Source organism: Kosakonia sp. S57 (genome assembly GCF_016516575.1).
Taxonomy (GTDB): Bacteria; Pseudomonadota; Gammaproteobacteria; order Enterobacterales; family Enterobacteriaceae; genus Kosakonia; species Kosakonia cowanii.
On sequence record NZ_JACVUL010000008.1, the window covers coordinates 184,234 to 207,668 of the forward strand.

Genomic DNA, 23,435 nt, shown 5'->3' on the forward strand with positions numbered 1-23,435 from the left:
CCTAATGGATAATAGCCGCCATGATCGGGTCAATATTTGCCCAGGTCGACGTATTAACGGGAGCAAGACATGAGTGATGACGTAGCGCTGCCGCTGCAGTTTACCGACGCAGCAGCCAATAAAGTAAAAAGCCTGATCGCGGACGAAGAGAACCCTAATCTGAAACTGCGTGTCTACATCACCGGTGGTGGTTGCAGCGGCTTCCAGTACGGTTTTACCTTTGACGATCAGATTAACGACGGCGATATGACCATTGAGAAGCAGGGCGTTGGCCTGGTGGTTGACCCGATGAGCCTGCAATACCTGGTGGGCGGTTCGGTGGATTACACCGAAGGTCTGGAAGGTTCCCGCTTCGTGGTGACTAACCCGAACGCAACCAGCACCTGCGGCTGCGGTTCGTCGTTCAGCATCTGATTACGTGAAATGCCGGGTAATACCGGCATTTACTCCGCTTGTTAACGACCCGCTTCATCCAGCGCAAAGGTTGGAAGCTTCAGGTGCCAGCGGATCGCCGCCAGGCGAATCACCAGTGTGACCCCCATTCCCACCATACTCGCTGACTCCAGCGGCACGGCAAAAACATAGAACGCCGTAGCATGGACGATGCCACCCGCAATACAGGCGGTGGCGTAAATTTCGGTGCGCAGGATCATCGGTATCTCACGCGCCAGCACATCACGAATAATGCCGCCGCCGACGCCCGTTACCACGCCCATACAGATCGCCACCAGCGGCCCGGTACCTGCAAGAAATGCTTTATTAACGCCAATACCGACAAATACCGCCAGACCGACCGCATCCAGCACCGGCAATATCCACTTCGGCAAGCGGCGCGGCTGGCGCACTAAAATAATGGTTAACATGCAGGTGACCATCGCCACCACCAGATCGGTGGGATCTTTCACCCAGAAGACCGGCCCGTGCGCCAGCGCCATATCGCGAATGGTACCGCCGCCGACCGCGGTCACCACGCCCAGCACCAGCACGCCAAAAGGGTCCATCCGCAACTTTCCGGCAAGCAGAACGCCTGAGATGGCGAAAACGGCGGTGCCGATAATATCCAGCCAGTAGACCAGCATGGTTCATTCCCCGGTTATTTCACCTGCGCAAGGGCAGAACAGAGTTGTTGGGCGGCGAGGATAATACGCGGGCTCGCCCGTTCAAACCAGTCATCATGCAGAGAAATAATCGGCACATTCAACTGGTCGCCCCAGAACGCTTTTACGCGCGTTTGCGCCTTCTCTCCACCAGGTAGAATAATTGCCTGCGGATGGCGTGCCAGCACCTGTTCACGGCTCACCTGCGGCCAGGGCACGCGGCTTTCGGCAAAGATGTTCTCCCCGCCACATAGCTCCACTACCTGGTGTTGAATCGATCCTTTGCCGCTGGTAAAGAGCGGCTGCGTGCCGAACTGCATAAAGACGCGTTTTTTCGGCTCTGCTGCGTAGCGGGACTTTAATGTCTCATACGCGCTCATCAGCTGTTGCGCGGCCTGCTCAGCCTGCGTGGGCTGCGGGCTGTAAGGGGCGAGCTGGCGCAGCGTCTGCGCGACCTCTTCAATGGAGACGGCATCGATCCACATCACGTGGATGCCAAACTTTTTCAGTTGATCGACCTGACGCTCCGGGTTGCCTCCGCGCCAGGCCAGCACCACGTCGGGCTTCAGGGCGAGGATGCGTTCGAGGTTTATCCCTTGCCAGCTGGCAACCTGCTCAATCTGCGCGGCGGCGGGGGGATAGTCGGAGTAACTGCTGACTGCAACGGGCGTGATACCGGCAGCAAAAGCCAGTTCAGTATTGGCCGGAGAGAGCGAAATAACGCGCGGCGCAGCGAAGAGCCACGCCGGCAAAAACAGAAGCAGGGCGGCGAGCGCCCTGAAAAGGGGATTACCCACGTGCCAGTTTCTGCACCAGGGTTTCAACCATCAGGCTGGACTGTTTTGCCGCCACCACCAGGAACTCATCAAAGCTCAGGTGAGACTGCTGGTCCGCCACGTCGGAGATGGCGCGAACCACCACAAACGGCACGCCAAAGTTGTGGCAAACGTGAGCGATAGCGGTCGCTTCCATCTCAACGGCAACCGCCTGCGGGAAGTTGTGGCGAATTTTTGCCAGTCCAACAGAACCGTTGATGAACGCATCGCCGCTGACAATCAGCCCGCGCACCGCGTTCAGGTTCAGCTCGCCAATGCAGGCTTCTGCCGCCAGCACCAGCTTCTCATCGGCTTTAAAGCCCGCCGGGCAGCCCGGCAACTGACCATACTCATAGCCAAAGGCGGTGACGTCGGCATCGTGATAACGCGCTTCATCAGAGACCACGATATCGCCCACTTTCAGGGTTGGCGCCAGGCCGCCTGCGGAGCCGGTATTGATAATCACATCCGGCTTGCAGTGCTCCAGCAGCAGGGTGGCGCCCATCGCGGCGGCAACTTTACCAATACCAGACTTAAGCAGGGCCACGTCTGTGCCATTCAGCGTACCGGTGTAAATTTCGCTTCCGCCAATATTCAGCGTCTGACGGTTTTCGATTTTGTCACGCAACAGCGTAACTTCTTCTTCCATTGCACCAATGATGCCAATTTTCATGGAGATACTCGCTAATGTGATAAGGCAGGAATAGGTTTACAGGGCATAGTCTATCATGGCATACACAATTGCATGACACCCCGTGCGCCTGCGTAGAGGAGAGGAAATGGACGACATCGATTTTCGCAACAAGATCAACTGGCATCGCCGGTATCGCTCACCGCAGGGCGTGAAAACCGAACATGAGATCCTGCGCATCTTCGAAAGCGATCGCGGACGTATCATCAACTCCGCCGCCATCCGGCGTTTGCAGCAGAAAACCCAGGTCTTTCCTCTTGAGCGTAACGCGGCGGTTCGCACCCGTTTAACGCACTCTATGGAAGTTCAGCAGGTCGGGCGCTATATCGCCAAAGAGATTTTAAGCCGGCTGAAAGAGCAGCGCCTGCTGGAAAAGTATGGGCTGGATGAGTTAACCGGGCCGTTTGAGAGTATCGTCGAAATGGCCTGCCTGATGCACGATATCGGCAACCCGCCGTTCGGCCATTTTGGTGAAGCGGCGATTAATGACTGGTTCCGCCAGCGCCTGGCTCCGGATGATGCCCTCGGCGAGCCGCTTGGCGACGATCGCTGTGAAGTGATGGCTCTGCGCCTGCGTGAAGGGGAGGGAAAGCTCAACGCGCTGCGCAGTAAAGTGCGCCACGATTTAAGCCACTTCGAAGGAAACGCGCAGGGTATTCGCATGGTGCATACCCTGATGCGTATGAACCTGACCTGGGCGCAGGTCGGCTGTATTTTAAAATATACCCGCCCGGCGTGGTGGGTCGGGGATCCGCCTGCCTCCCACAGCTATTTAATGAAAAAGCCCGGCTACTATTTCTCGGAAGAGGCGTACGTTGAGCGGCTGCGTAAAGAGTTAAACCTCGATACCTATAGCCGCTTTCCATTGACCTGGATAATGGAAGCCGCGGATGACATCTCCTATTGCGTGGCCGATCTCGAAGATGCGGTTGAGAAACGGATATTTTCCGCCGAGCAGCTCTATCAGCATCTTTACGAGGCGTGGGGTGAGCATGAAAAAGGATCGCTGTTTGCTCTGGTTGTCGAAAATGCGTGGGACAAATCGCGCGCGAATTCGATGAGCCGCAGCGCCGAAGATCAATTCTTTATGTATTTGCGCGTCAACACGCTTAATAAGCTGGTGCCCTATGCAGCCCAGCGCTTTATTGACAACCTGCCGCAAATCTTCAGCGGTGAATTTAACCACGCGCTGCTGGAAGATGACAGCAGCTTCAGCCAGCTGCTTGAATTATATAAAAACGTCGCCATTAAACAGGTATTCAGCCACCCCGATGTGGAGCAGCTGGAATTACAGGGCTACCGCGTTATCAGTGGGCTGCTGGAAATTTATCGACCTTTGTTGCAATTATCGCTGGCGGACTTTACCGAGCTGGTGGAAAAAGAGCGTCTGCGCCGTTTTCCGATTGAATCGCGCCTGTTCCAGAAACTGTCGACGCGCCACCGGTTAGCCTACGTCGAAGCGGTAAGCAAATTATCGCCTGATGACGAAGCCTATTCGGTGCTGGAGTATTATCACCGTTGTCGATTAATTCAGGACTATATTAGCGGAATGACGGATCTTTATTCATGGGATGAATATCGTCGTTTAATGGCGGTGGAATAATCCCGCTGAATTGTAAAGAACGACAATATTTTTTTACTTTTTCCAGAGGCTTAAGGCCTGAACTTCACGCTATAAATCGACTCTGAGTGACACATACACAGCAGTTCGCGTTAATCAGAAAAGAGATTGAGAGAGATGAAAAAAACGACGTTAGCAATGAGTGCACTGGCTTTAAGTTTAAGTTTTGCGCTGTCTCCTCTGTCTGCGACGGCAGCAGAAACAGCCTCGTCAACCACCGCAACATCGCAGCAGATGCCTAGCCTCGCACCGATGCTGGAAAAGGTGATGCCGTCAGTCGTGAGCATTAACGTTGAAGGCAGCACCACGGTGAACACACCGCGTATGCCGCGCAACTTCCAGCAATTCTTTGGTGATAACTCACCCTTCTGCCAGGACGGTTCACCGTTCCAGAGCTCTCCCTTCTGCCAGGGCGGCGGTGCACCGGATGGGCAGGGTGGCGGCCAGCAGCAGAAATTTATGGCGCTGGGCTCCGGCGTAATCATTGACGCCGCGAAAGGCTATGTTGTTACCAACAACCACGTGGTCGACAATGCCAGCACCATCAAAGTGCAGCTCAGCGACGGGCGTAAATTTGACGCCAAAGTGGTGGGCAAAGATCCGCGCTCCGATATCGCGCTGATCCAGATTCAGGATCCAAAAAACCTCACCGCCATTAAGCTTGCGGACTCCGATGCGCTGCGCGTCGGCGACTACACGGTGGCGATTGGTAACCCGTTTGGTCTTGGCGAAACCGTTACCTCCGGGATTGTCTCGGCGCTCGGCCGAAGCGGCCTGAACGCGGAAAACTATGAAAACTTTATTCAGACCGATGCCGCTATTAACCGCGGTAACTCCGGCGGCGCGCTGGTTAACCTCAACGGCGAGCTGATTGGGATTAACACCGCTATCCTCGCACCGGACGGTGGCAACATCGGTATCGGCTTTGCTATCCCGAGTAATATGGTGAAAAACCTCACCAGCCAGATGGTGCAGTACGGCCAGGTGCGCCGTGGCGAACTGGGGATTATGGGCACCGAGCTCAACTCTGAGCTGGCGAAAGCGATGAAAGTCGACGCCCAGCGCGGGGCGTTTGTCAGCCAGGTGATGCCGAACTCCGCCGCGGCGAAAGCGGGCGTCAAAGCGGGTGACGTGATTACCACGCTCAACGGCAAACCGATCAGCAGCTTTGCGGCGCTGCGCGCAGAAGTTGGTTCAATGCCGATTGGCAGCAAAGTTACGCTGGGGATGCTGCGCGACGGCAAACCGGTCAACGTGACCCTTGAACTGCAGCAGAGCAGCCAGAACCAGGTTGAATCCAGCACCATCTTCAGCGGTATCGAAGGGGCTGAGATGAGCAACAAAGGCAAAGATGGCGGCGTGGTGGTGAATGCGGTGAAACCGAATAGCCCGGCGGCGCAAATCGGCCTGAAAAAAGGTGATGTGATCCTCGGCGTAAACCAGCAGCCGGTGAAAAACATTGCTGAACTGCGCAAAATTCTCGACAGCAAACCGTCGGTGCTGGCGCTGAGTATCCAGCGCGGCGACACCTCTATCTACCTGCTGATGCAGTAATCCGCTGTAAAACCCTCTTCTCCCCAGCGGGGAAGAGGGGCTTCCTGCCCTTTTTGTGAAGCCTTCCACAACTCCACACTTCTCGCTGCCGCTTTGTGCATCCGCACAATGCGCGGGCCAATTTTCTGCCATATGCTTGGCCTCTGCACCGGGGAGGGTTACATGGCTGGCTGGCATCTTGATACCAAAATGGCACAGGATATCGTGGCGCGTACCATGCGTATCATCGATACAAACATCAACGTGATGGATGCGCGCGGGCGGATTATTGGCAGCGGCGATCGCGAGCGCATTGGGGAATTGCACGAAGGTGCGCTGCTGGTGCTGTCGCAGGGGCGCGTGGTCGATATCGACGATGCGGTGGCGCGCCATCTGCATGGCGTGCGCCAGGGCATCAACCTGCCACTGCGCCTCGAAGGGGAGATTGTCGGCGTTATCGGCCTGACCGGTGAACCCGAAACGTTACGTAAATATGGCGAGCTGGTCTGTATGACGGCGGAGATGATGCTGGAGCAGTCCCGGCTGATGCATCTGCTGGCGCAGGATAGCCGCCTGCGTGAAGAGCTGGTGATGAACCTGATTCAGGCAGAAGAGCACACGCCAGCGCTGACCGAATGGGCGCAGCGTTTAGGTATCGATCTTAATCAGCCGCGCGTGGTGGCGGTGGTGGAGGTTGATAGCGGGCAGCTGGGCGTCGACAGCGCAATGGCGGAACTTCAGCAGCTACAAAACGCCCTCACCACGCCGGAGCGCAATAATCTTATCGCCATCGTCTCCCTGACCGAAATGGTGGTGCTAAAGCCGGCGCTGAACCCGTTTGGCCGCTGGGATGCAGAAGATCACCGCAAGCGGGTTGAGCAGCTGATTACGCGGATGAAAGAGAATGGGCAACTGCGTTTTCGCGTCGCGCTGGGTAACTACTTTACCGGCCCCGGCAGTATTGCGCGCTCCTACCGCACGGCGCGTACCACCATGATGGTGGGCAAACAGCGGATGCCGGAGAGCCGCAGCTACTTCTATCAGGATTTGATGCTGCCGGTGCTGCTCGACAGCCTGCGCGGCGGCTGGCAGGCCAACGAGCTGGCGCGCCCGTTAACGCGGCTGAAAGCGATGGATAATAATGGTTTGCTGCGCCGCACGCTGACGGCGTGGTTTCGTCACAATGTGCAGCCGCTGGCGACGTCGAAGGCGCTGTTTATCCACCGTAATACGCTGGAGTATCGCCTGAATCGTATTTCGGAGCTGACCGGGCTGGATTTGGGGAATTTTGACGACAGGCTGTTGCTCTATGTGGCGTTGCAGCTGGATGAACAGCATTGAGGTTTGTTTTTGTGCCGGATGGCGCTGCGCTTATCCGGCCTACGCGATCGTGCCGGTTTGATATGGGTGAGGCGCTTATTTGGCCTGGGCGCTGCTTTTTTGCCGGATGGCGCTGCGCTTATCCGGCCTACATGATCGTGCCGGTTTGGGATGGCTCAGTAACGGGGCAAAGGCGCCATCAGGCTTAACAGGCCAGATGGCGGTGATAAAACTTATTTCCCGCGCGTCAGCTTCTCAAGATCCGATTCGATTTCACTGATCTTGTTGGTCACAACGCTTTCGAGATGGCGCAGATCGTCAAGGATCTTACGCTTCAAATCCACTTCAGTGCGATCGCGCTGGCAGATCTGATCCAGTTCATCAATCACGTAACGCAGGTTAGGGCTGATCTCCTGCACCTCTTTATAACCCTGGCCTACGCCATCGGCGACCACGGTTTTGCGCTGACGCGGATATTTGAACTTGACGCTCTTGGCGAAGAACTCGCCCCGGTCTTTATGAAAATAGATTTTAAGAATGTCGTTATTCGCTTCCTGGCGGAGGCTATAGCGATCGATTTCATCGGGATTGGTAATGCCTAAACTTTTAAGATTGTCGTACATAGCGGACCCTTAAGCTCAACATAACCTATGAATAATTAACGAAAAAATCTATTTTCGCCACTGACGTATGCAAAAAAGGCGGGCTATATCACCCTCTCCCGCACGGGGAGAGGGAAAAGGCTTAGTCGATGGTGCGCAGCAGTTCGTTAATACCAACTTTGCCGCGGGTTTTCGCATCCACTTTTTTCACGATAACCGCACAGTAGAGGCTGTATTTGCCATCTTTCGACGGCAGGTTACCGGACACCACCACTGAGCCTGCCGGTACGCGGCCATAGTGCACTTCGCCCGTTTCGCGGTCGTAAATACGGGTGCTTTGACCAATATAAACACCCATCGAGATAACCGAACCCTCTTCAACGATCACGCCTTCAACCACTTCGGAGCGCGCGCCGATGAAACAGTTATCTTCAATAATAGTCGGATTTGCCTGCAACGGTTCCAGTACGCCGCCGATACCTACACCGCCGGAGAGGTGAACGTTTTTACCGATCTGCGCGCAGGAGCCGACGGTTGCCCACGTATCTACCATTGAGCCTTCATCAACGTAAGCGCCGATGTTGACATAGGAAGGCATCAATACCGTGTTACGAGCGATATAGGCGCCCTGACGCACTGCCGCTGGCGGCACTACGCGGAAACCCTCTTTCTGGAAACGCGCTTCGTCGTAATCAGCGAACTTCATCGGCACTTTATCGAAGTAGCGGCTCTCCGCACCGTCGATAACCTGGTTATCGTTAATGCGGAAAGAGAGCAGAACCGCTTTTTTCAGCCACTGGTGGGTGACCCACTGGCCGTCGATTTTTTCTGCGACACGCAGCGCGCCGGAGTCAAGCAGGGCGATAACCTGGTTGACCGCTTCACGGGTCACGGTATCGGCATTGGCCGGGGTGATTTCTGCGCGGCGCTCGAAAGCGGCTTCAATAACGTTCTGTAACTGCTGCATTGTTAAACTCTTTCCATCTTGTGTAAAAAAATAATCACCCTTTATCGTTTGGATTGAGGGCCTCTGTCAACCGTTGTTGTACCTCCTTTTGCAGCGCATTATTAAGGCCACGCCGGTCGGCGGTAGCGATTATGAATAAATCTTCTACTCGCTCGCCAATGGTTGTAATTCTTGCGCCGTGCAGCGAAATTCCAAGGTCGGCAAAAATCTGCCCGACCCGCGCCAGCAGCCCTGGCTGGTCAAGCGCAATCAACTCCAGGAACGATTTTCTGTCCGTATGGGTCGGCAGGAAATTCACTTCGGTATCGACGGTAAAGTGGCGCAGCTTGGCCGGTTGACGACGCGGCTGCGGCGGCTGCCAGGTATGCTGGGTGATCGCCTGCTTCAAGCCGAAACAGATCGCCTCGTGACGATCGGCAGAGAGCGGGCTACCGTCCGGCTCCAGCACAATAAAGGTGTCCATCGCCATGCCGTCGCGGGTGGTAAAGACCTGCGCGTCATGGACGCTGAGATTGCGGCGATCCAGCTCGGCGCAGACGGCGGCAAAGAGATAGGGGCGATCCGGACTCCAGATAAAGATCTCGGTTCCACCGCGCGTCGCCTGCGGACTCAACAGGATCAGCGGCTTGGTCAGATCGTGTTGCAGCAGATGCCGCGCGTGCCAGGCGAGCTGGTTTGGGCTGTGGCGGACAAAGTAGTTGGCGCGACAACGCGCCCAAATCTGGTGCAGCCGCTCCTCATTAATATTATCCATGCGCAGCAGCGCCAGCGCCTGCAACTGGTGATGACGCACGCGCTCGCGCATATCCGGCGTGTTCTGCATCCCACGGCGCAGCTGTTTTTCAGTAGCGAAATAGAGCTCGCGCAACAGGCTCTGCTTCCAGCTGTTCCACAACGTTTCGTTGGTCGCGCAGATATCCGCCACCGTCAGGCAGATCAGGAAGCGCAGGCGGTTCTCCGTTTGCACCTCTTCGGCAAACTGCTTAATCACCTCCGGATCCTGAATATCACGGCGCTGCGCGGTGACCGACATCAACAGATGGTGGCGCACCAGCCAGGCGACCAGCTGCGTTTCCCGCGAGTTCAGGCCGTGAAGCTCAGCGAACTTCAGCACATCCTGCGCCCCCAGCACCGAGTGGTCGCCGCCGCGCCCTTTGGCGATATCGTGAAACAGCGCCGCAATCAGAATCAGCTCCGGGTGGGTCAGACGCGGCCAGAGCTCCACGCAGAGCGGGTGCTTGCTGCGCGTCTCCTCTTTGGCAAAACTCTCCAGCTTCAGCAGGACGCGAATGGTGTGCTCATCGACGGTATAGGCGTGAAAAAGGTCGAACTGCATCTGGCCGACAATATGCGACCACTGCGGCATATAGGCCCACAGCACGCTGTGGCGATGCATTGGCAATAATCCACGGCTCACCGCGCCCGGATGGCGCAGCATGCTGAGGAAGATTGTGCGCGCTTCCGGAATGTAGCAGAGCGGCTGAGTTAAATGGCGGCGCGCATGGCGCAAGTGACGCAGGGTGGTGGAGTAGATGCCGGTAATGGCGCTGTTACGCACCATAATTGCGAACATGCGTAAAATCGCCTGCGGCTCGCGGATAAACAGCGTCTCATCGCGCAGATCGATAAGCGTGCCGCGCAGCTGAAACTCATCATCGATTGGGCGCGGTTTTTCGTCAGGCGTCAGGGCCAGAATCGCCTCATCAAAGAGTTGCAGCAGCATATGGTTAAGTTCCGACACGCGGCGCGTGACGCGGAAGAAATCCTTCATCATATGCTCAACGGGCTGATTGCCGTCGCCGACATAGTTGAGACGCTGCGCCACGCTGAGCTGGCGATCGAATAGCAGACGGTTATCGTAGCGCGTCACTTCCAGATGCAGGGCGAAGCGAATGCGCCACAGCAGATGCAGGCACTCATTCAGTTCGTTGCGTTCCGCTTCGGTCAGAAAGCCGAAGCCGACCATCTCATTAAGCGAGGTAGCGCCAAAATGGCGGCGCGCGACCCACTGTAAGGTATGAATATCGCGCAGGCCCCCCGGGCTGCTTTTAATATCGGGCTCAAGGTTATAGCTGGTGCCGTGATAGCGCTGATGGCGCTCGTTCTGCTCCACCACTTTTGCCGGAAAGAAGGTCTCCGACGGCCAGAAATTGTCGCTGAAGATATGTTTTTGCAGTTCCAGAAACAGCGCGACATCGCCGACCAGCAGGCGTGATTCGATAAGGTTGGTGGCGACAGTGAGATCTGATAACCCCTCCTGCAGACACTCATCCAGCGTGCGCACGCTGTGACCCACCTCCAGCTTCACATCCCACAGCAGGGTCAGCAGTTCACCGATCTTTTGCGCCTGCTCATCCGGCAGCTTATTGCGGCTGAGGATCAGCAGATCGATATCGGATAAGGGATGCAGCTCGCCGCGGCCATAACCGCCAACGGCCACCAGCGCGGTATCACCCGCATCGCCAAAGCCATATTGCAGCCACAAGCGCTGCAACAGCTGATCGATAAATTCGGTGCGCGCCTCAATTAACTGCTCGGCCGAGATCCCGGCGTCAAACACCTGCCCCAGCCACTGCTGAAAAGCATCGATGCGCGCTTTGATGGTGGCGCAGTGCAGCTCCTCTGCGGGCCACACTCCGGGATGTTCAGGCTGGCCGGGAAGGGTGGGCTGAACGCTGCTGACAAATTGTTCGGAAGAGATATTGCTCATGATTAGCCACCCAGTTGGCGTGCGGATCCACTGCAAAACAAAGTAAAAGAGATGGATGGAAATGAAAAGTCGTTTATATGTATGACCCGGCCGGAAAGCGGGCAAAAAAAACGGCCCGCGAAGCGGACCGTTATGGCAGGCAGAGAGGCGCTATCAGGCGGCGGTCAGCACAGCCTCGATGGTGTCATCTTTACGCAGCGTGAGGATCTCACAGCCGGTTTCAGTGACAACAATGGTGTGCTCATACTGCGCAGAGAGGCTGCGATCTTTGGTTTTCACCGTCCAGCCATCTTTCATGGTACGAATGCGGTAATCACCGGCATTAACCATCGGCTCGATGGTAAAGGTCATACCCGCTTTCAGCACTACGCCGCCGTCATCAGCATCGTAATGCAGCACCTGCGGCTCTTCGTGGAAGCCGCGACCAATGCCGTGACCGCAATATTCGCGCACCACGGAGAAGCCTTCGCCTTCAACATATTTCTGGATAGCTGCACCGAGCGTGCGCAGGCGAATACCCGGTTTTACCATGCGCAGCGCCAGGTAGAGGCTATCCTGGGTGACGCGGCAGAGGCGCTCGCCAAGAATGGTCGGTTTACCGACGATAAACATCTTTGAGGTGTCGCCGTGATACTCATCTTTAATGACGGTGACGTCGATATTGACCACATCGCCATCTTTCAGCAGTTTTTCGTCATCCGGGATGCCGTGGCAAACTACTTCATTAATTGAGATACAGACCGATTTCGGGAAGCCGTGGTAGCCCAGGCAGGCCGAAACGGCGTGTTGCTCATTAACGATGTAATCGTTACAGATGCGGTCCAGTTCGCCGGTGCTGACGCCGGGTTTAATGTGCGGTTCGATCATTTCAAGCACTTCGGCGGCGAGACGGCCGGCAACGCGCATTTTTTCAATTTCTTCAGGTGTTTTAATAGAGATAGCCATGAGAAGTGTCCATCAGTGTCGATTTTCTCGACTATACCAGGAGTAGTGCTGTCAATGGTAACAGTCGGGCAAGCGTTGTGCCAAATTGAGAATCGTTAACAGCACGCTGCGGTAACAACTATTGGTGTCCTGCTCGCTTTTGTGATATAAAGCGCGCCGGACTTCCGTTCCTGTTTTGGAATGGGAGCCACAAATCTCACTTTGTGTAATAACACACACGTATCGGCACATATTCCGGGGTGCCCTTCGGGGTCGGTAATATGGGATACGTGGAGGCATAACCCCAACTTTTATATAGAGGTTTTAATCATGGCAACTGTTTCCATGCGCGACATGCTCAAGGCTGGTGTTCACTTTGGTCACCAGACCCGTTACTGGAACCCGAAAATGAAGCCTTTCATCTTCGGCGCGCGTAACAAAGTTCACATCATCAACCTTGAGAAGACTGTACCGATGTTCAACGAAGCCCTGGCTGAGCTGAACAAGATCTCTGCTCGTAAAGGCAAGATCCTGATCGTTGGTACTAAACGCGCTGCAAGCGAAGCGGTGAAAGAAGCAGCTCAGAATTGCGATCAGTTCTTCGTGAACCATCGCTGGCTGGGCGGCATGCTGACTAACTGGAAAACCGTTCGTCAGTCCATCAAACGTCTGAAAGACCTGGAAACTCAGTCTCAGGACGGCACCTTCGACAAGCTGACCAAGAAAGAAGCGCTGATGCGCACTCGTGAGCTGGACAAGCTGGAAAACAGCCTGGGCGGTATCAAAGACATGGGCGGCCTGCCGGACGCACTGTTTGTTATCGACGCTGACCACGAGCACATCGCAATCAAAGAAGCAAACAACCTGGGTATCCCGGTATTTGCTATCGTTGATACCAACTCCGATCCGGACGGCGTTGACTTCGTTATCCCGGGTAACGACGATGCAATCCGTGCTGTTAGCCTGTACCTGAATGCCGTTGCTGCTACCGTTCGTGAAGGCCGTTCTTCTGATCTGGCTACTCAGGCGGAAGAAAGCTTCGTAGAAGCTGAGTAATAAGGCACGCTCGCTGAGCCCCTTATTGAGCAGGTAGTACCGAGTTTGGTTAGGGGGCCTGTTTATGGCCCCCTTTTTCACTTTCAAGCCTGTTTGGTTCCTGGAACCGGGCAGGTCATATCTCTCCCGAGGATTAAAGAATGGCTGAAATTACCGCATCCCTGGTAAAAGAGCTGCGTGAACGTACTGGCGCAGGCATGATGGACTGTAAAAAAGCGCTGACCGAAGCAAGCGGCGACATCGAGCTGGCAATCGAGAACATGCGTAAGTCCGGTGCGATCAAAGCGGCGAAAAAAGCGGGCAACGTTGCTGCTGACGGCGTGATCATCACCAAAATCGACGGCACCTACGGCATCATTCTGGAAGTTAACTGCCAGACTGACTTCGTTGCTAAAGATGCTGGTTTCCAGGCATTTGCTAACAAAGTTCTGGACGCTGCTGTTGCTGGCAAAATCACCGACGTTGAAGTTCTGAAAACGCAGTTCGAAGAAGAGCGCGTTGCACTGGTTGCTAAAATCGGTGAGAACATCAATATCCGTCGCGTTTCTTCCCTGGAAGGCGAAGTACTGGGCTCTTACCAGCACGGCGCGCGTATCGGTGTTCTGGTTGCGGCGAAAGGCGCAGATCAGGAGCTGGTTAAGCAGCTGGCTATGCACGTTGCTGCAAGCAAGCCGGAATTCGTTAAGCCGGAAGACGTGTCTGCTGAAGTGGTTGAGAAAGAGTACCAGGTTCAGCTGGACATCGCCATGCAGTCTGGCAAGCCGAAAGAGATCGCAGAGAAAATGGTTGAAGGCCGCATGAAGAAATTCACCGGCGAAGTTTCTCTGACCGGCCAGCCTTTCGTAATGGACCCGAGCAAAACCGTTGGCCAGCTGCTGAAAGAGCACAACGCTGACGTGACTGGCTTCATCCGCTTCGAAGTGGGCGAAGGCATCGAGAAAGTTGAGACTGACTTCGCAGCAGAAGTTGCTGCCATGTCCAAGCAGTCTTAATCAATAAAAGGAGCCGCCTGAGGGCGGCTTCTTTTTATGTCCTTCATCTGAAAAACAGCCAGCACACTAGTGTTAGCGCTGACAGGCGACGTATCATAGCGCCAGATTAAACCCGTCTAATTGTTCACAGTCTCAGGAAAGAAACATGGCTACCAATGCAAAACCCATCTACAAACGCATTCTGCTTAAGCTGAGTGGCGAGGCGCTTCAGGGCTCTGAAGGTTTCGGTATCGACGCAAGCATTCTTGACCGTATGGCGCAGGAAATTAAAGAACTGGTTGAACTGGGTATTCAGGTTGGCGTAGTCATTGGCGGGGGTAACCTGTTCCGTGGTGCGGGCCTGGCGAAAGCGGGGATGAACCGTGTTGTGGGCGATCACATGGGTATGCTGGCAACAGTGATGAACGGCCTGGCAATGCGTGATGCTCTGCATCGTGCCTATGTGAACGCGCGCCTGATGTCCGCATTCCCGTTAAACGGCGTGTGTGACAACTACAGCTGGGCTGAAGCAATCAGCCTGCTGCGTAATAACCGCGTAGTGATTTTCAGCGCCGGTACCGGTAACCCGTTCTTCACCACCGACTCCGCAGCCTGCCTGCGCGGTATCGAAATCGAAGCCGATGTGGTGCTGAAAGCGACCAAAGTGGACGGCGTCTATACCGCCGATCCGGTGCTGGATCCGACCGCAACCCTCTGCGAGCGCCTCTCCTATACTGAAGTGCTTGAGAAAGAGCTGAAAGTGATGGATCTGGCCGCCTTTACCCTGGCCCGCGACCATAAATTACCGATTCGCGTGTTCAATATGAACAAACCAGGCGCGCTGCGCCGCGTGGTAATGGGCGAAAAAGAGGGCACATTGATTACGGAATAATTCCCGTAAGCAATAAATAAAGGTAAGATTCCGCTTTAATTTATCCAGCAGAACGTTCCGGCATCTTTACGATGCCATCATGGGAACAAGGCTATACTTAGCACAACCGCCGTATGGCCTGTCTGCGACAAGATTTCAAGGATCCGTAACGTGATTAGCGATATCAGAAAAGATGCTGAAGTACGCATGGAAAAATGCGTAGAATCCTTCAAAACCCAAATCAGCAAAGTCCGTACCGGCCGCGCTTCTCCGAGCCTGCTGGACGGCATCGTTGTGGAATATTACGGTACGCCGACGCCGCTGCGTCAGCTGGCCAGCGTAACGGTAGAAGACTCCCGTACTCTGAAAATCAACGTCTTCGATCGCTCGATGAGCCCGGCCGTTGAAAAAGCGATCCTCACCTCCGATCTGGGTCTGAACCCAAGCTCTGCGGGCAGCGATATTCGCGTTCCGCTGCCGGCACTGACCGAAGAGCGCCGTAAAGATCTGATCAAAGTGGTGCGCGGTGAAGCTGAGCAGGCCCGTGTTGCCGTGCGCAACGTGCGCCGTGACGCTAACGATAAAGTGAAAGCACTGCTGAAAGACAAAGAGATCAGCGAAGATGATGACCGCCGTTCTCAGGATGACGTGCAGAAGCTGACCGACGCTGCGATCAAGAAAGTTGACGCGGCGCTGGCGGACAAAGAAGCGGAACTGATGCAGTTCTGATTCGATACAAACCGACTAAAACGCCGTCCAGAGAGCCGTGCAAGCGGCTTGCTGACGGCGTTTTTGCTTTCCCCCCTTGCAACGTTGCGAGCGTTTCATGAAGCATTTAACTCTTCTGGGCTCAACGGGTTCCATAGGTTGCAGCACGCTTGCTGTGGTTCGTCATAATCCCGATCGTTTCATCGTCACCGCGCTGGTCGCGGGAAAAAATGTCGCGCGCATGGTGGAGCAGTGCCTCGAGTTCTCTCCGCGCTATGCGGTGATGGATGACGCTGACAGCGCGCAGCAGCTACAGCGCACCCTGAGCGAGCATGGCAGCCGTACGGAAGTGCTGAGCGGCCAGCAGGCCGCCTGTGAGATGGCGGCGCTTGATGAGGTCGATCAGGTGATGGCCGCTATCGTCGGCGCAGCCGGATTATTGCCAACGCTTGCCGCTATTCGTGCCGGTAAAAGCGTACTGCTTGCCAATAAAGAGTCGCTTGTTACCTGCGGCCGCCTGTTTATGGAGGCGGTAAAAGAGAGCAGGGCGCAGCTGCTGCCGGTCGACAGCGAGCATAATGCGATTTTTCAGAGTTTGCCGGAACCAATCCAGCATAACCTGGGGTACGCTGATCTCGAACAGAATGGCGTATCGTCTATTCTGCTTACCGGGTCTGGTGGCCCATTCCGGGAGACGCCGATGGCGGATCTGGCGCTAATGACGCCGGATCAGGCTTGTCGCCATCCGAACTGGTCGATGGGGCGTAAAATCTCCGTTGATTCCGCCACCATGATGAATAAAGGTCTGGAATACATTGAAGCACGCTGGTTATTTAATGCCGCTGCCCGCCAGATGGAAGTGCTGATTCACCCGCAATCGGTGATCCACTCCATGGTGCGTTATCAGGATGGCAGTGTGTTGGCGCAGTTGGGTGAACCGGATATGCGAACACCCATCGCACACACGATGGCCTGGCCGGAGCGTGTGTCGTCAGGTGTCAACGCCCTTGATTTCTGCAAGCTGAGCGCATTGACTTTTGCCGCCCCCGATTTCGATCGTTATCCCTGTCTGAAGCTGGCGATTGACGCCTCCAGCGAGGGTCAGGCGGCGACAACCGCGCTAAATGCAGCGAATGAAGTGGCCGTTTCGGCTTTCCTGGCATCCGCTATTCGTTTCACTGATATTGCCGCTCTCAATCTCTCTGTGCTGGAACAGATGGATTTACGTGAACCGCAGAGTATTGATGACGTTCTGGCCGTCGATGTACTGGCACGAGAGATTGCGCAAAAACAAGTGATGCGCTTCGCAAGCTAGTGATAATGCTGTCCGGAGTGACGGTGCTATTTGTTAGCGTAGGGCTTCAGTGATATAGTCTGCGCCACAAAATTGCCGCTTTTTATTATGGCGAATTGTGTAAGCCGTGGTTTGCGCGGCTTTTTTGTGTGAAGGCTTTTGTATTCCTGAGTACCGCTAAATCCTTTTCAGGGACTAAAACGCGTTATGTTGTCTGCTAACCAACCGATAAGCGAAAATTTGCCAACGCATGGCTGCCGCCATGTAGCGATAATTATGGATGGCAATGGTCGCTGGGCAAAAAGGCAGGGGAAACTCCGTGCCTTTGGACACAGAGCGGGAGCGAAATCCGTTCGCCGCGCAGTCTCTTTTGCCGCCAACAATGGTATCGACGCGCTGACGCTGTATGCTTTTAGTAGCGAAAACTGGAACCGTCCGGCGCAGGAAGTGAGCGCGCTGATGGAACTGTTTGTGTGGGCGCTGGATAGCGAAGTGAAAAGCCTGCACCGCCATAATGTTCGTTTACGCATTATTGGCGATACCAGCCGGTTTAATGCGCGTTTGCAGGAGCGAATCCGCAAAGCGGAAGCGTTAACCGCCCAGAACAGCGGGCTAACGTTAAATATCGCCGCCAACTACGGTGGGCGTTGGGATATCGTTCAGGGAGTTCGGCATTTAGCTGAGCAAGTGCAGGAAGGGCTGTTGCGCCCGGACGAAATAGATGAAGAGACGCTGAACAAGCAAGTCTGCATGCATGAGCTGGCTCCCGTTGATTTAGTGATTAGGACGGGCGGCGAACATCGCATAAGTAATTTTTTACTTTGGCAAATTGCCTATGCCGAACTTTACTTTACTGATGTTCTTTGGCCTGATTTTGATGAACAAGACTTTGAAGGTGCGCTGAATGCCTTTGCTAATCGAGAGCGTCGTTTCGGTGGTACCGAGCCTGGTGGCGACAAAGCCTGATGGGGGTTGCTTTTGCTGAAGTATCGCCTGATTTCTGCGTTTGTATTGATACCCATTGTTATCGCGGCGCTTTTTTTGCTGCCACCGGTGGGATTTGCGATTATCACTCTCGCCGTCTGCATGCTCGCCGCATGGGAATGGGGTCAGCTGAGCGGCTTAACCTCGCGCACGCAGCGCGTGTGGCTGGCGGTGCTCTGTGGGCTGCTGTTAGCGCTGATGCTGTTTACGCTGCCGGAGTATCATCACAACGTTCACCAGCCGCTGGTTGAAGGCTCGCTTTGGGCCTCTCTGGTGTGGTGGCTGGCGGCATTGGGGCTGGTGCTGGGTTATCCGGCCTCTGCGGCGCTGTGGCGCAACTCTAAAGCGCTGCGCCTGCTGTTTGGCGTTCTCACCATCATTCCCTTCTTCTGGGGCATGCTGGCGCTGCGGGTCTGGCACTATGAGGTCAACCCCTACAGCGGCGCAATCTGGTTGCTCTACGTCATGATCCTTGTCTGGGGCGCGGACTCGGGTGCTTATATGTTTGGCAAACTGTTTGGCAAACATAAGCTGGCACCGAAGGTATCGCCCGGTAAAACCTGGCAGGGTTTCCTCGGCGGGTTGCTGACCGCAGGGATCATCTCATGGGGCTACGGCGCATGGGCCAACCTCGAAGTGGCGCACTCAACGCTGCTGATCTGCTCTGTGGTGGCCGCGCTTGCTTCGGTGCTGGGCGATTTAACCGAGAGCATGTTCAAGCGTGAAGCCGGCATTAAAGATAGTGGTCATCTTATTCCAGGCCACGGCGGTATACTGGATCGCATTGACAGCCTGACGGCGGCGGTTCCCGTATTTGCCTGTCTGTTACTGCTGGTTTTCAGGACGATTTGACGGAAGGTTTTATGCTGAGCATTCTCTGGAATCTGGCGGCGTTCATTATTGCGCTTGGTGTTTTGATCACGGTGCATGAATTTGGCCATTTCTGGGTTGCTCGCCGCTGCGGCGTCCGCGTCGAGCGCTTCTCCATTGGTTTTGGTAAAGCGCTCTGGCGCCGCTTCGATAAGCAGGGCACCGAATTTGTTATCGCCCTGATCCCGCTGGGCGGCTACGTCAAAATGCTCGATGAGCGCGTCGAGCCGGTCGCCCCGGAGATGCGCCACTTCGCGTTTAACAACAAAACCGTTGGCCAGCGCGCCGCGGTGATCGCGGCGGGTCCCATCGCCAACTTCATCTTCGCTATCTTCGCCTACTGGCTGGTGTTTATCATCGGCGTCCCTGGCGTTCGCCCGGTAATTGGTGAAATAACGCCCAACTCTATCGCTGCAAGCGCGCAAATTGCACCCGGCACGGAACTTAAAGCCATTGACGGTATCGAAACGCCTGATTGGGATGCAGTGCGCTTACAGCTGGTGTCAAAAATCGGTGACAGTCAGACGACCGTCAGCGTGGCACCTTTCGGCAGTAACAATCGACAGGATAAAGTGCTGGACCTGCGCCACTGGACCTTTGCGCCTGATAAGGACGATCCGGTGATGTCGCTGGGGATTCGGCCGCGCTCCGCGCAGCTGGAACCGGTGCTCGCTGAAGTCCAGAGCGGTTCCGCCGCCAGCAAAGCAGGTTTGCAAGCAGGCGACAGGATCGTTAAAGTCGAGGGTCAGCAGTTAACGCAGTGGACCACCTTTGTCACGCTGGTGCGGGACAACCCCGGTAAGGCGTTAGCGTTAGACGTGGACAGGCAGGGGACTCCCTTGTCCGTCACACTGGTACCGGATACAAAACCCGGTAACAAGGCAGAGGGTTTTGCGGGCGTGGTGCCCAAAATTATCCCGCTGCCGGATGAATATAAGACAGTACGCCAGTACGGGCCTTTCAGCGCCATCGCCGAAGCCACGGGTAAAACCTGGCAGTTGATGAAGCTGACGGTCAGTATGTTGGGGAAATTGATCACCGGTGATGTAAAACTGAACAACCTCAGTGGGCCGATCTCTATCGCCCAGGGGGCTGGGATGTCAGCAGAGTTCGGGTTGATTTACTACCTGATGTTCCTCGCTTTGATAAGCGTGAACTTAGGCATTATCAACTTGTTCCCGCTCCCCGTTTTAGACGGCGGACATCTGCTGTTTTTAGCGATTGAGAAGCTGAAAGGCGGACCGGTATCCGAGCGAGTTCAAGACTTTAGTTATCGCATTGGCTCTATTTTGCTGGTGTTGTTAATGGGGCTTGCACTTTTCAATGATTTCTCTCGCTTGTAAGAGAGTTTGTTAGGAAGAACGCATAATAACGATGGCGATGAAAAAGTTGCTCATAGCGTCGCTGCTGTTTAGCAGCGCCACCGTATACGGTGCTGAAGGGTTCGTAGTGAAGGATATTCATTTCGAAGGCCTACAGCGTGTCGCCGTTGGTGCGGCCCTCCTCAGTATGCCAGTACGTCCAGGCGATACGGTGAATGATGAAGACATCAGTAACACCATTCGCGCACTGTTTGCCACTGGCAACTTTGAGGATGTTCGTGTCCTGCGTGATGGCGATACCCTTCTCGTTCAGGTGAAAGAACGCCCGACAATCGCCAGCATCACCTTCTCCGGCAACAAGTCGGTAAAAGATGACATGCTGAAACAGAACCTTGAGACTTCTGGCGTGCGTGTTGGCGAATCACTGGATCGCACCACCCTCTCCGATATTGAAAAAGGGCTGGAAGATTTCTACTACAGCGTCGGTAAATACAGCGCCAGCGTAAAAGCTGTCGTCACGCCGCTGCCGCGTAACCGCGTCGATCTTAAGCTGGTCTTCCAGGAGGGGGTCTCCGCGCAGATCCAGCAGATCAATATCGTCGGTAACCACGCGTTTTCGACCGAACAGCTGATCTCTAACTTCCAGCTGCGCGATGAAGTGCCATGGTGGAACGTGGTCGGCGATCGTAAATACCAGAAGCAGAAGCTGGCGGGCGATCTTGAAACCCTGCGCAGCTACTACCTGGATCGCGGTTATGCCCGTTTCAACATTGATTCGACGCAGGTCAGCCTGACGCCGGACAAAAAAGGCATCTACATTACCGTTAACGTCACCGAAGGCGATCAGTACAAGCTTTCTGGCGTGCAGGTTGCCGGCAATCTGGCGGGCCACTCAGCGGAAATTGAAGGCCTGACCAAAATTCAGCCGGGCGAGCTCTACAACGGCACCAAAGTGACCAAAATGGAAGACGATATTAAAAAGCTTCTGGGTCGCTATGGTTATGCCTATCCGCGCGTACAGTCTCAGCCTGAGATTAATGACGCCGATAAGACCGTTAAGCTGCATATCAACGTCGATGCGGGTAACCGTTTCTACGTGCGTAAGATCCGCTTTGAAGGCAATGACACCTCGAAAGATACCGTTCTGCGTCGCGAAATGCGCCAGATGGAAGGGGCATGGCTCGGCAGCGATCTGGTCGATCAGGGTAAAGAGCGTCTGAACCGTCTCGGCTACTTTGAAACTGTCGATAGCGAAACGCAGCGTGTTCCGGGCAGCCCGGACCAGGTTGATGTGGTCTACAAAGTTAAAGAGCGTAACACCGGTAGCTTCAACTTTGGTGTCGGTTACGGCACGGAGAGCGGCGTTAGCTTCCAGGTCGGCGTGCAGCAGGATAACTGGTTAGGTACCGGTTACTCTGTCGGCATCAGCGGCACCAAGAACGACTACCAGACCTACTCGGAACTCTCGGTTACCAACCCGTATTTCACGGTTGATGGCGTGAGCCTCGGCGGTCGTCTGTTCTACAACGACTTTAAAGCGGACGACGCGGACCTCTCATCCTACACCAACAAAAGTTATGGTCTGGATGGCACGCTCGGGTTCCCGATCAACGAATACAACACGCTGCGCACCGGCTTAGGCTACGTGCACAACAGCCTGTCGAAGATGCAGCCGCAGATCGCCATGTGGCGTTATCTCGATTCCGTGGGGCAGAATGCCAGCACCAAAGATGACAGCAACGGCTACTCGGCGGATGATTTCACCTTCAACTATGGCTGGACGTATAACAACCTTGACCGCGGTTACTTCCCGACGAAAGGTTCACGCGTCAACCTGAACGGTAAAGTGACGATTCCGGGCTCCGATAACGAGTTCTACAAAGTCACTGTCGATACCGCGTCCTACTTCCCGATTGACGACGATCACAAATGGGTGGTTCTGGGTCGTACACGTTGGGGCTATGGCGACGGTATCGGTAGCAAAGAAATGCCGTTCTATGAGAACTTCTATGCAGGTGGTTCCAGCACCGTGCGCGGCTTCCAGTCCAATAACATTGGTCCGAAAGCGGTCTACTACGGCGGCAGCGGTCTGGAAAACTGTAACACTACCACGTCGAAATTCTGTAAGTCTGACGATGCGGTGGGCGGTAACGCAATGGGTGTTGTCAGCGCCGAGCTGATCACGCCAACGCCGTTTATCAGCGAGAAGTATGCTAACTCTGTACGTACCTCCTTCTTCTGGGATGCGGGCAGCGTATGGGATACGAACTGGCAAAATACCGCGGAGATGAAAGCGCTGGGTATTCCGGATTATAGCGATCCGAGCAATATCCGCATGTCTGCCGGTATCGCATTACAATGGATGTCCCCATTGGGGCCGTTGGTCTTCTCCTACGCCCAGCCGTTTAAAAAGTACGATGGAGACAAAGCGGAGCAGTTCCAGTTTAACATCGGTAAAACCTGGTAACGCCGCACTGCAAAGGAATGCGCAAGCAGTGTAGTGATGGCTGCGGCTTCGAAGAAGCCCAGCCTCGCAAAGAGCTGTACCTCCGGGTACAAACGGGATGGTAAGGAGTTAATTGTGAAAAAGTTGTTATTAGCTGCAGGTTTAAGTCTGGCAATGGCCGCGTCGGCTCAAGCTGCTGACAAAATTGCGATTGTTGATATGGGTAACCTGTTACAGCAGGTCGCACAGACTTCCGGCGTTTCTCAGACCATGAAAAACGAATTCGGCGGCCGTGCCAACGAACTGCAGAGCATGGAGTCCGACCTGCAAGCAAAAGCACAGCGTTTGCAGCGCGACGGTTCTACCATGAAAGCGAGCGAACGCAGCAAGCTGGAAAAAGATATCACTTCCGGTCGCCAGGCATTCGCTCAGAAAGCGCAGGCTTTTGAGCAGGATCAGGCTCGCCGCTCTAACGAAGAGCGCGGCAAGCTGGTCACCCGCATCCAGTCCGCAGTGAAGAAAGTTGCTGCCGATCAGGGTGTGGATCTGGTTATCCCTGCCAATGCCGTTATTTACAACAGCAATGATGTGAAAGACATCACCGCTGATGTACTGAAACAGGTTAAATAAGTA

General features: G+C 54.9%; 21 protein-coding genes. 14 read left to right on the plus strand and 7 right to left on the minus strand.

All coding sequences use genetic code 11. From position 1 onward, the window contains the following. The first annotated feature begins 69 nt into the window (after nt 1-69). Nucleotides 70-414 carry an iron-sulfur cluster insertion protein ErpA gene (gene erpA / locus IAE48_RS10205; RefSeq protein ID WP_023480429.1) on the plus strand — a complete coding sequence of 115 codons (345 nt, stop codon included), beginning with the start codon at nt 70-72 and terminating at the stop codon, nt 412-414. A gap of 41 nt (nt 415-455) precedes the next feature. Here the strand turns inward: erpA and IAE48_RS10210 are convergent, their stop codons facing one another. From IAE48_RS10210 to mtnN, 3 genes are read right to left on the minus strand one after another with little or no spacing between them, the layout of a single operon-like run. After that, on the minus strand, nt 456-1,079 hold the full coding sequence (locus IAE48_RS10210) for a TRIC cation channel family protein (protein ID WP_124969711.1): 624 nt from the start codon (nt 1,077-1,079) through the stop codon (nt 456-458). 14 nt (nt 1,080-1,093) lie between these two features. Further along, nucleotides 1,094-1,894 carry a vitamin B12 ABC transporter substrate-binding protein BtuF gene (gene btuF / locus IAE48_RS10215; RefSeq protein WP_200134265.1) on the minus strand — a complete coding sequence of 267 codons (801 nt, stop codon included), beginning with the start codon at nt 1,892-1,894 and terminating at the stop codon, nt 1,094-1,096. Further along, nucleotides 1,887-2,585: a 5'-methylthioadenosine/S-adenosylhomocysteine nucleosidase gene (gene mtnN / locus IAE48_RS10220; RefSeq protein WP_042711574.1), complete on the minus strand. Its 699-nt coding sequence runs from the start codon at nt 2,583-2,585 to the stop codon at nt 1,887-1,889. Before mtnN ends, btuF begins: the two co-directional genes overlap by 8 nt. Nucleotides 2,586-2,691: 106 nt before the next feature. On the opposite strand from mtnN, the gene dgt reads away from it, so the two are divergent. The 3 genes from dgt (at nt 2,692) to cdaR (ending at nt 7,098) form a co-directional block, all read left to right on the plus strand. Beyond that, nucleotides 2,692-4,206 carry a dGTPase gene (gene dgt / locus IAE48_RS10225; protein ID WP_200134266.1) on the plus strand — a complete coding sequence of 505 codons (1,515 nt, stop codon included), beginning with the start codon at nt 2,692-2,694 and terminating at the stop codon, nt 4,204-4,206. A gap of 135 nt (nt 4,207-4,341) precedes the next feature. Continuing rightward, on the plus strand, nt 4,342-5,778 hold the full coding sequence (degP, locus tag IAE48_RS10230; RefSeq protein ID WP_094419392.1) for a serine endoprotease DegP: 1,437 nt from the start codon (nt 4,342-4,344) through the stop codon (nt 5,776-5,778). A 162-nt stretch (nt 5,779-5,940) separates the two neighbouring features. Continuing rightward, nucleotides 5,941-7,098: a DNA-binding transcriptional regulator CdaR gene (gene cdaR / locus IAE48_RS10235; RefSeq protein WP_023480257.1), complete on the plus strand. Its 1,158-nt coding sequence runs from the start codon at nt 5,941-5,943 to the stop codon at nt 7,096-7,098. A 212-nt stretch (nt 7,099-7,310) separates the two neighbouring features. Here cdaR and IAE48_RS10240 read toward each other — a convergent pair whose 3' ends face one another. The 4 genes from IAE48_RS10240 to map form a co-directional block, all read right to left on the minus strand. Beyond that, nucleotides 7,311-7,700 (minus strand): DUF3461 family protein, encoded by a 390-nt coding sequence (locus IAE48_RS10240; protein ID WP_023480393.1) that lies wholly within the window; start codon nt 7,698-7,700, stop codon nt 7,311-7,313. Nucleotides 7,701-7,821: 121 nt separating this feature from the next. After that, entirely contained in the window at nt 7,822-8,646 is an 825-nt protein-coding gene (dapD, locus tag IAE48_RS10245) for a 2,3,4,5-tetrahydropyridine-2,6-dicarboxylate N-succinyltransferase (RefSeq protein WP_042716717.1), read from the minus strand. A gap of 34 nt (nt 8,647-8,680) precedes the next feature. Beyond that, nucleotides 8,681-11,356, minus strand: a complete 2,676-nt coding sequence (glnD, locus tag IAE48_RS10250) for a bifunctional uridylyltransferase/uridylyl-removing protein GlnD (protein ID WP_200134267.1) — start codon at nt 11,354-11,356, stop codon at nt 8,681-8,683. A 153-nt stretch (nt 11,357-11,509) separates the two neighbouring features. Continuing rightward, the gene (map, locus tag IAE48_RS10255) at nt 11,510-12,301 is read right to left on the minus strand and encodes a type I methionyl aminopeptidase (protein WP_023480350.1); all 792 of its coding nucleotides are present in this window, start codon (nt 12,299-12,301) and stop codon (nt 11,510-11,512) included. Nucleotides 12,302-12,610: 309 nt separating this feature from the next. Here map and rpsB point away from each other — a divergent pair, with 309 nt between their 5' ends. From rpsB to skp, 10 genes are all read left to right on the plus strand, one after another. Continuing rightward, entirely contained in the window at nt 12,611-13,336 is a 726-nt protein-coding gene (gene rpsB, locus IAE48_RS10260; RefSeq protein WP_023480483.1) for a 30S ribosomal protein S2, read from the plus strand. A gap of 140 nt (nt 13,337-13,476) precedes the next feature. Continuing rightward, entirely contained in the window at nt 13,477-14,328 is an 852-nt protein-coding gene (tsf, locus tag IAE48_RS10265; protein WP_023480457.1) for a translation elongation factor Ts, read from the plus strand. Between the two features lie 145 nt (nt 14,329-14,473). Then, complete coding sequence (gene pyrH, locus IAE48_RS10270; RefSeq protein WP_094419393.1) at nt 14,474-15,199, plus strand: UMP kinase; 726 nt, start codon at nt 14,474-14,476, stop codon at nt 15,197-15,199. A 150-nt stretch (nt 15,200-15,349) separates the two neighbouring features. Then, nucleotides 15,350-15,907: a ribosome recycling factor gene (gene frr, locus IAE48_RS10275; protein ID WP_023480286.1), complete on the plus strand. Its 558-nt coding sequence runs from the start codon at nt 15,350-15,352 to the stop codon at nt 15,905-15,907. 97 nt (nt 15,908-16,004) lie between these two features. Continuing rightward, on the plus strand, nt 16,005-17,201 hold the full coding sequence (gene ispC, locus IAE48_RS10280; RefSeq protein WP_200134268.1) for a 1-deoxy-D-xylulose-5-phosphate reductoisomerase: 1,197 nt from the start codon (nt 16,005-16,007) through the stop codon (nt 17,199-17,201). A gap of 186 nt (nt 17,202-17,387) precedes the next feature. Then, on the plus strand, nt 17,388-18,146 hold the full coding sequence (gene ispU / locus IAE48_RS10285; RefSeq protein ID WP_023480217.1) for a (2E,6E)-farnesyl-diphosphate-specific ditrans,polycis-undecaprenyl-diphosphate synthase: 759 nt from the start codon (nt 17,388-17,390) through the stop codon (nt 18,144-18,146). A gap of 12 nt (nt 18,147-18,158) precedes the next feature. Next, nucleotides 18,159-19,016 (plus strand): phosphatidate cytidylyltransferase, encoded by an 858-nt coding sequence (gene cdsA, locus IAE48_RS10290; protein WP_076768871.1) that lies wholly within the window; start codon nt 18,159-18,161, stop codon nt 19,014-19,016. Nucleotides 19,017-19,027: 11 nt separating this feature from the next. After that, nucleotides 19,028-20,377, plus strand: a complete 1,350-nt coding sequence (gene rseP, locus IAE48_RS10295; protein WP_054802823.1) for a sigma E protease regulator RseP — start codon at nt 19,028-19,030, stop codon at nt 20,375-20,377. A 31-nt stretch (nt 20,378-20,408) separates the two neighbouring features. Next, the gene (bamA, locus tag IAE48_RS10300) at nt 20,409-22,823 is read left to right on the plus strand and encodes an outer membrane protein assembly factor BamA (RefSeq protein ID WP_200134269.1); all 2,415 of its coding nucleotides are present in this window, start codon (nt 20,409-20,411) and stop codon (nt 22,821-22,823) included. 114 nt (nt 22,824-22,937) lie between these two features. Continuing rightward, nucleotides 22,938-23,432 carry a molecular chaperone Skp gene (gene skp / locus IAE48_RS10305; RefSeq protein ID WP_023480303.1) on the plus strand — a complete coding sequence of 165 codons (495 nt, stop codon included), beginning with the start codon at nt 22,938-22,940 and terminating at the stop codon, nt 23,430-23,432. The last annotated feature ends 3 nt before the right edge of the window (nt 23,433-23,435 follow it).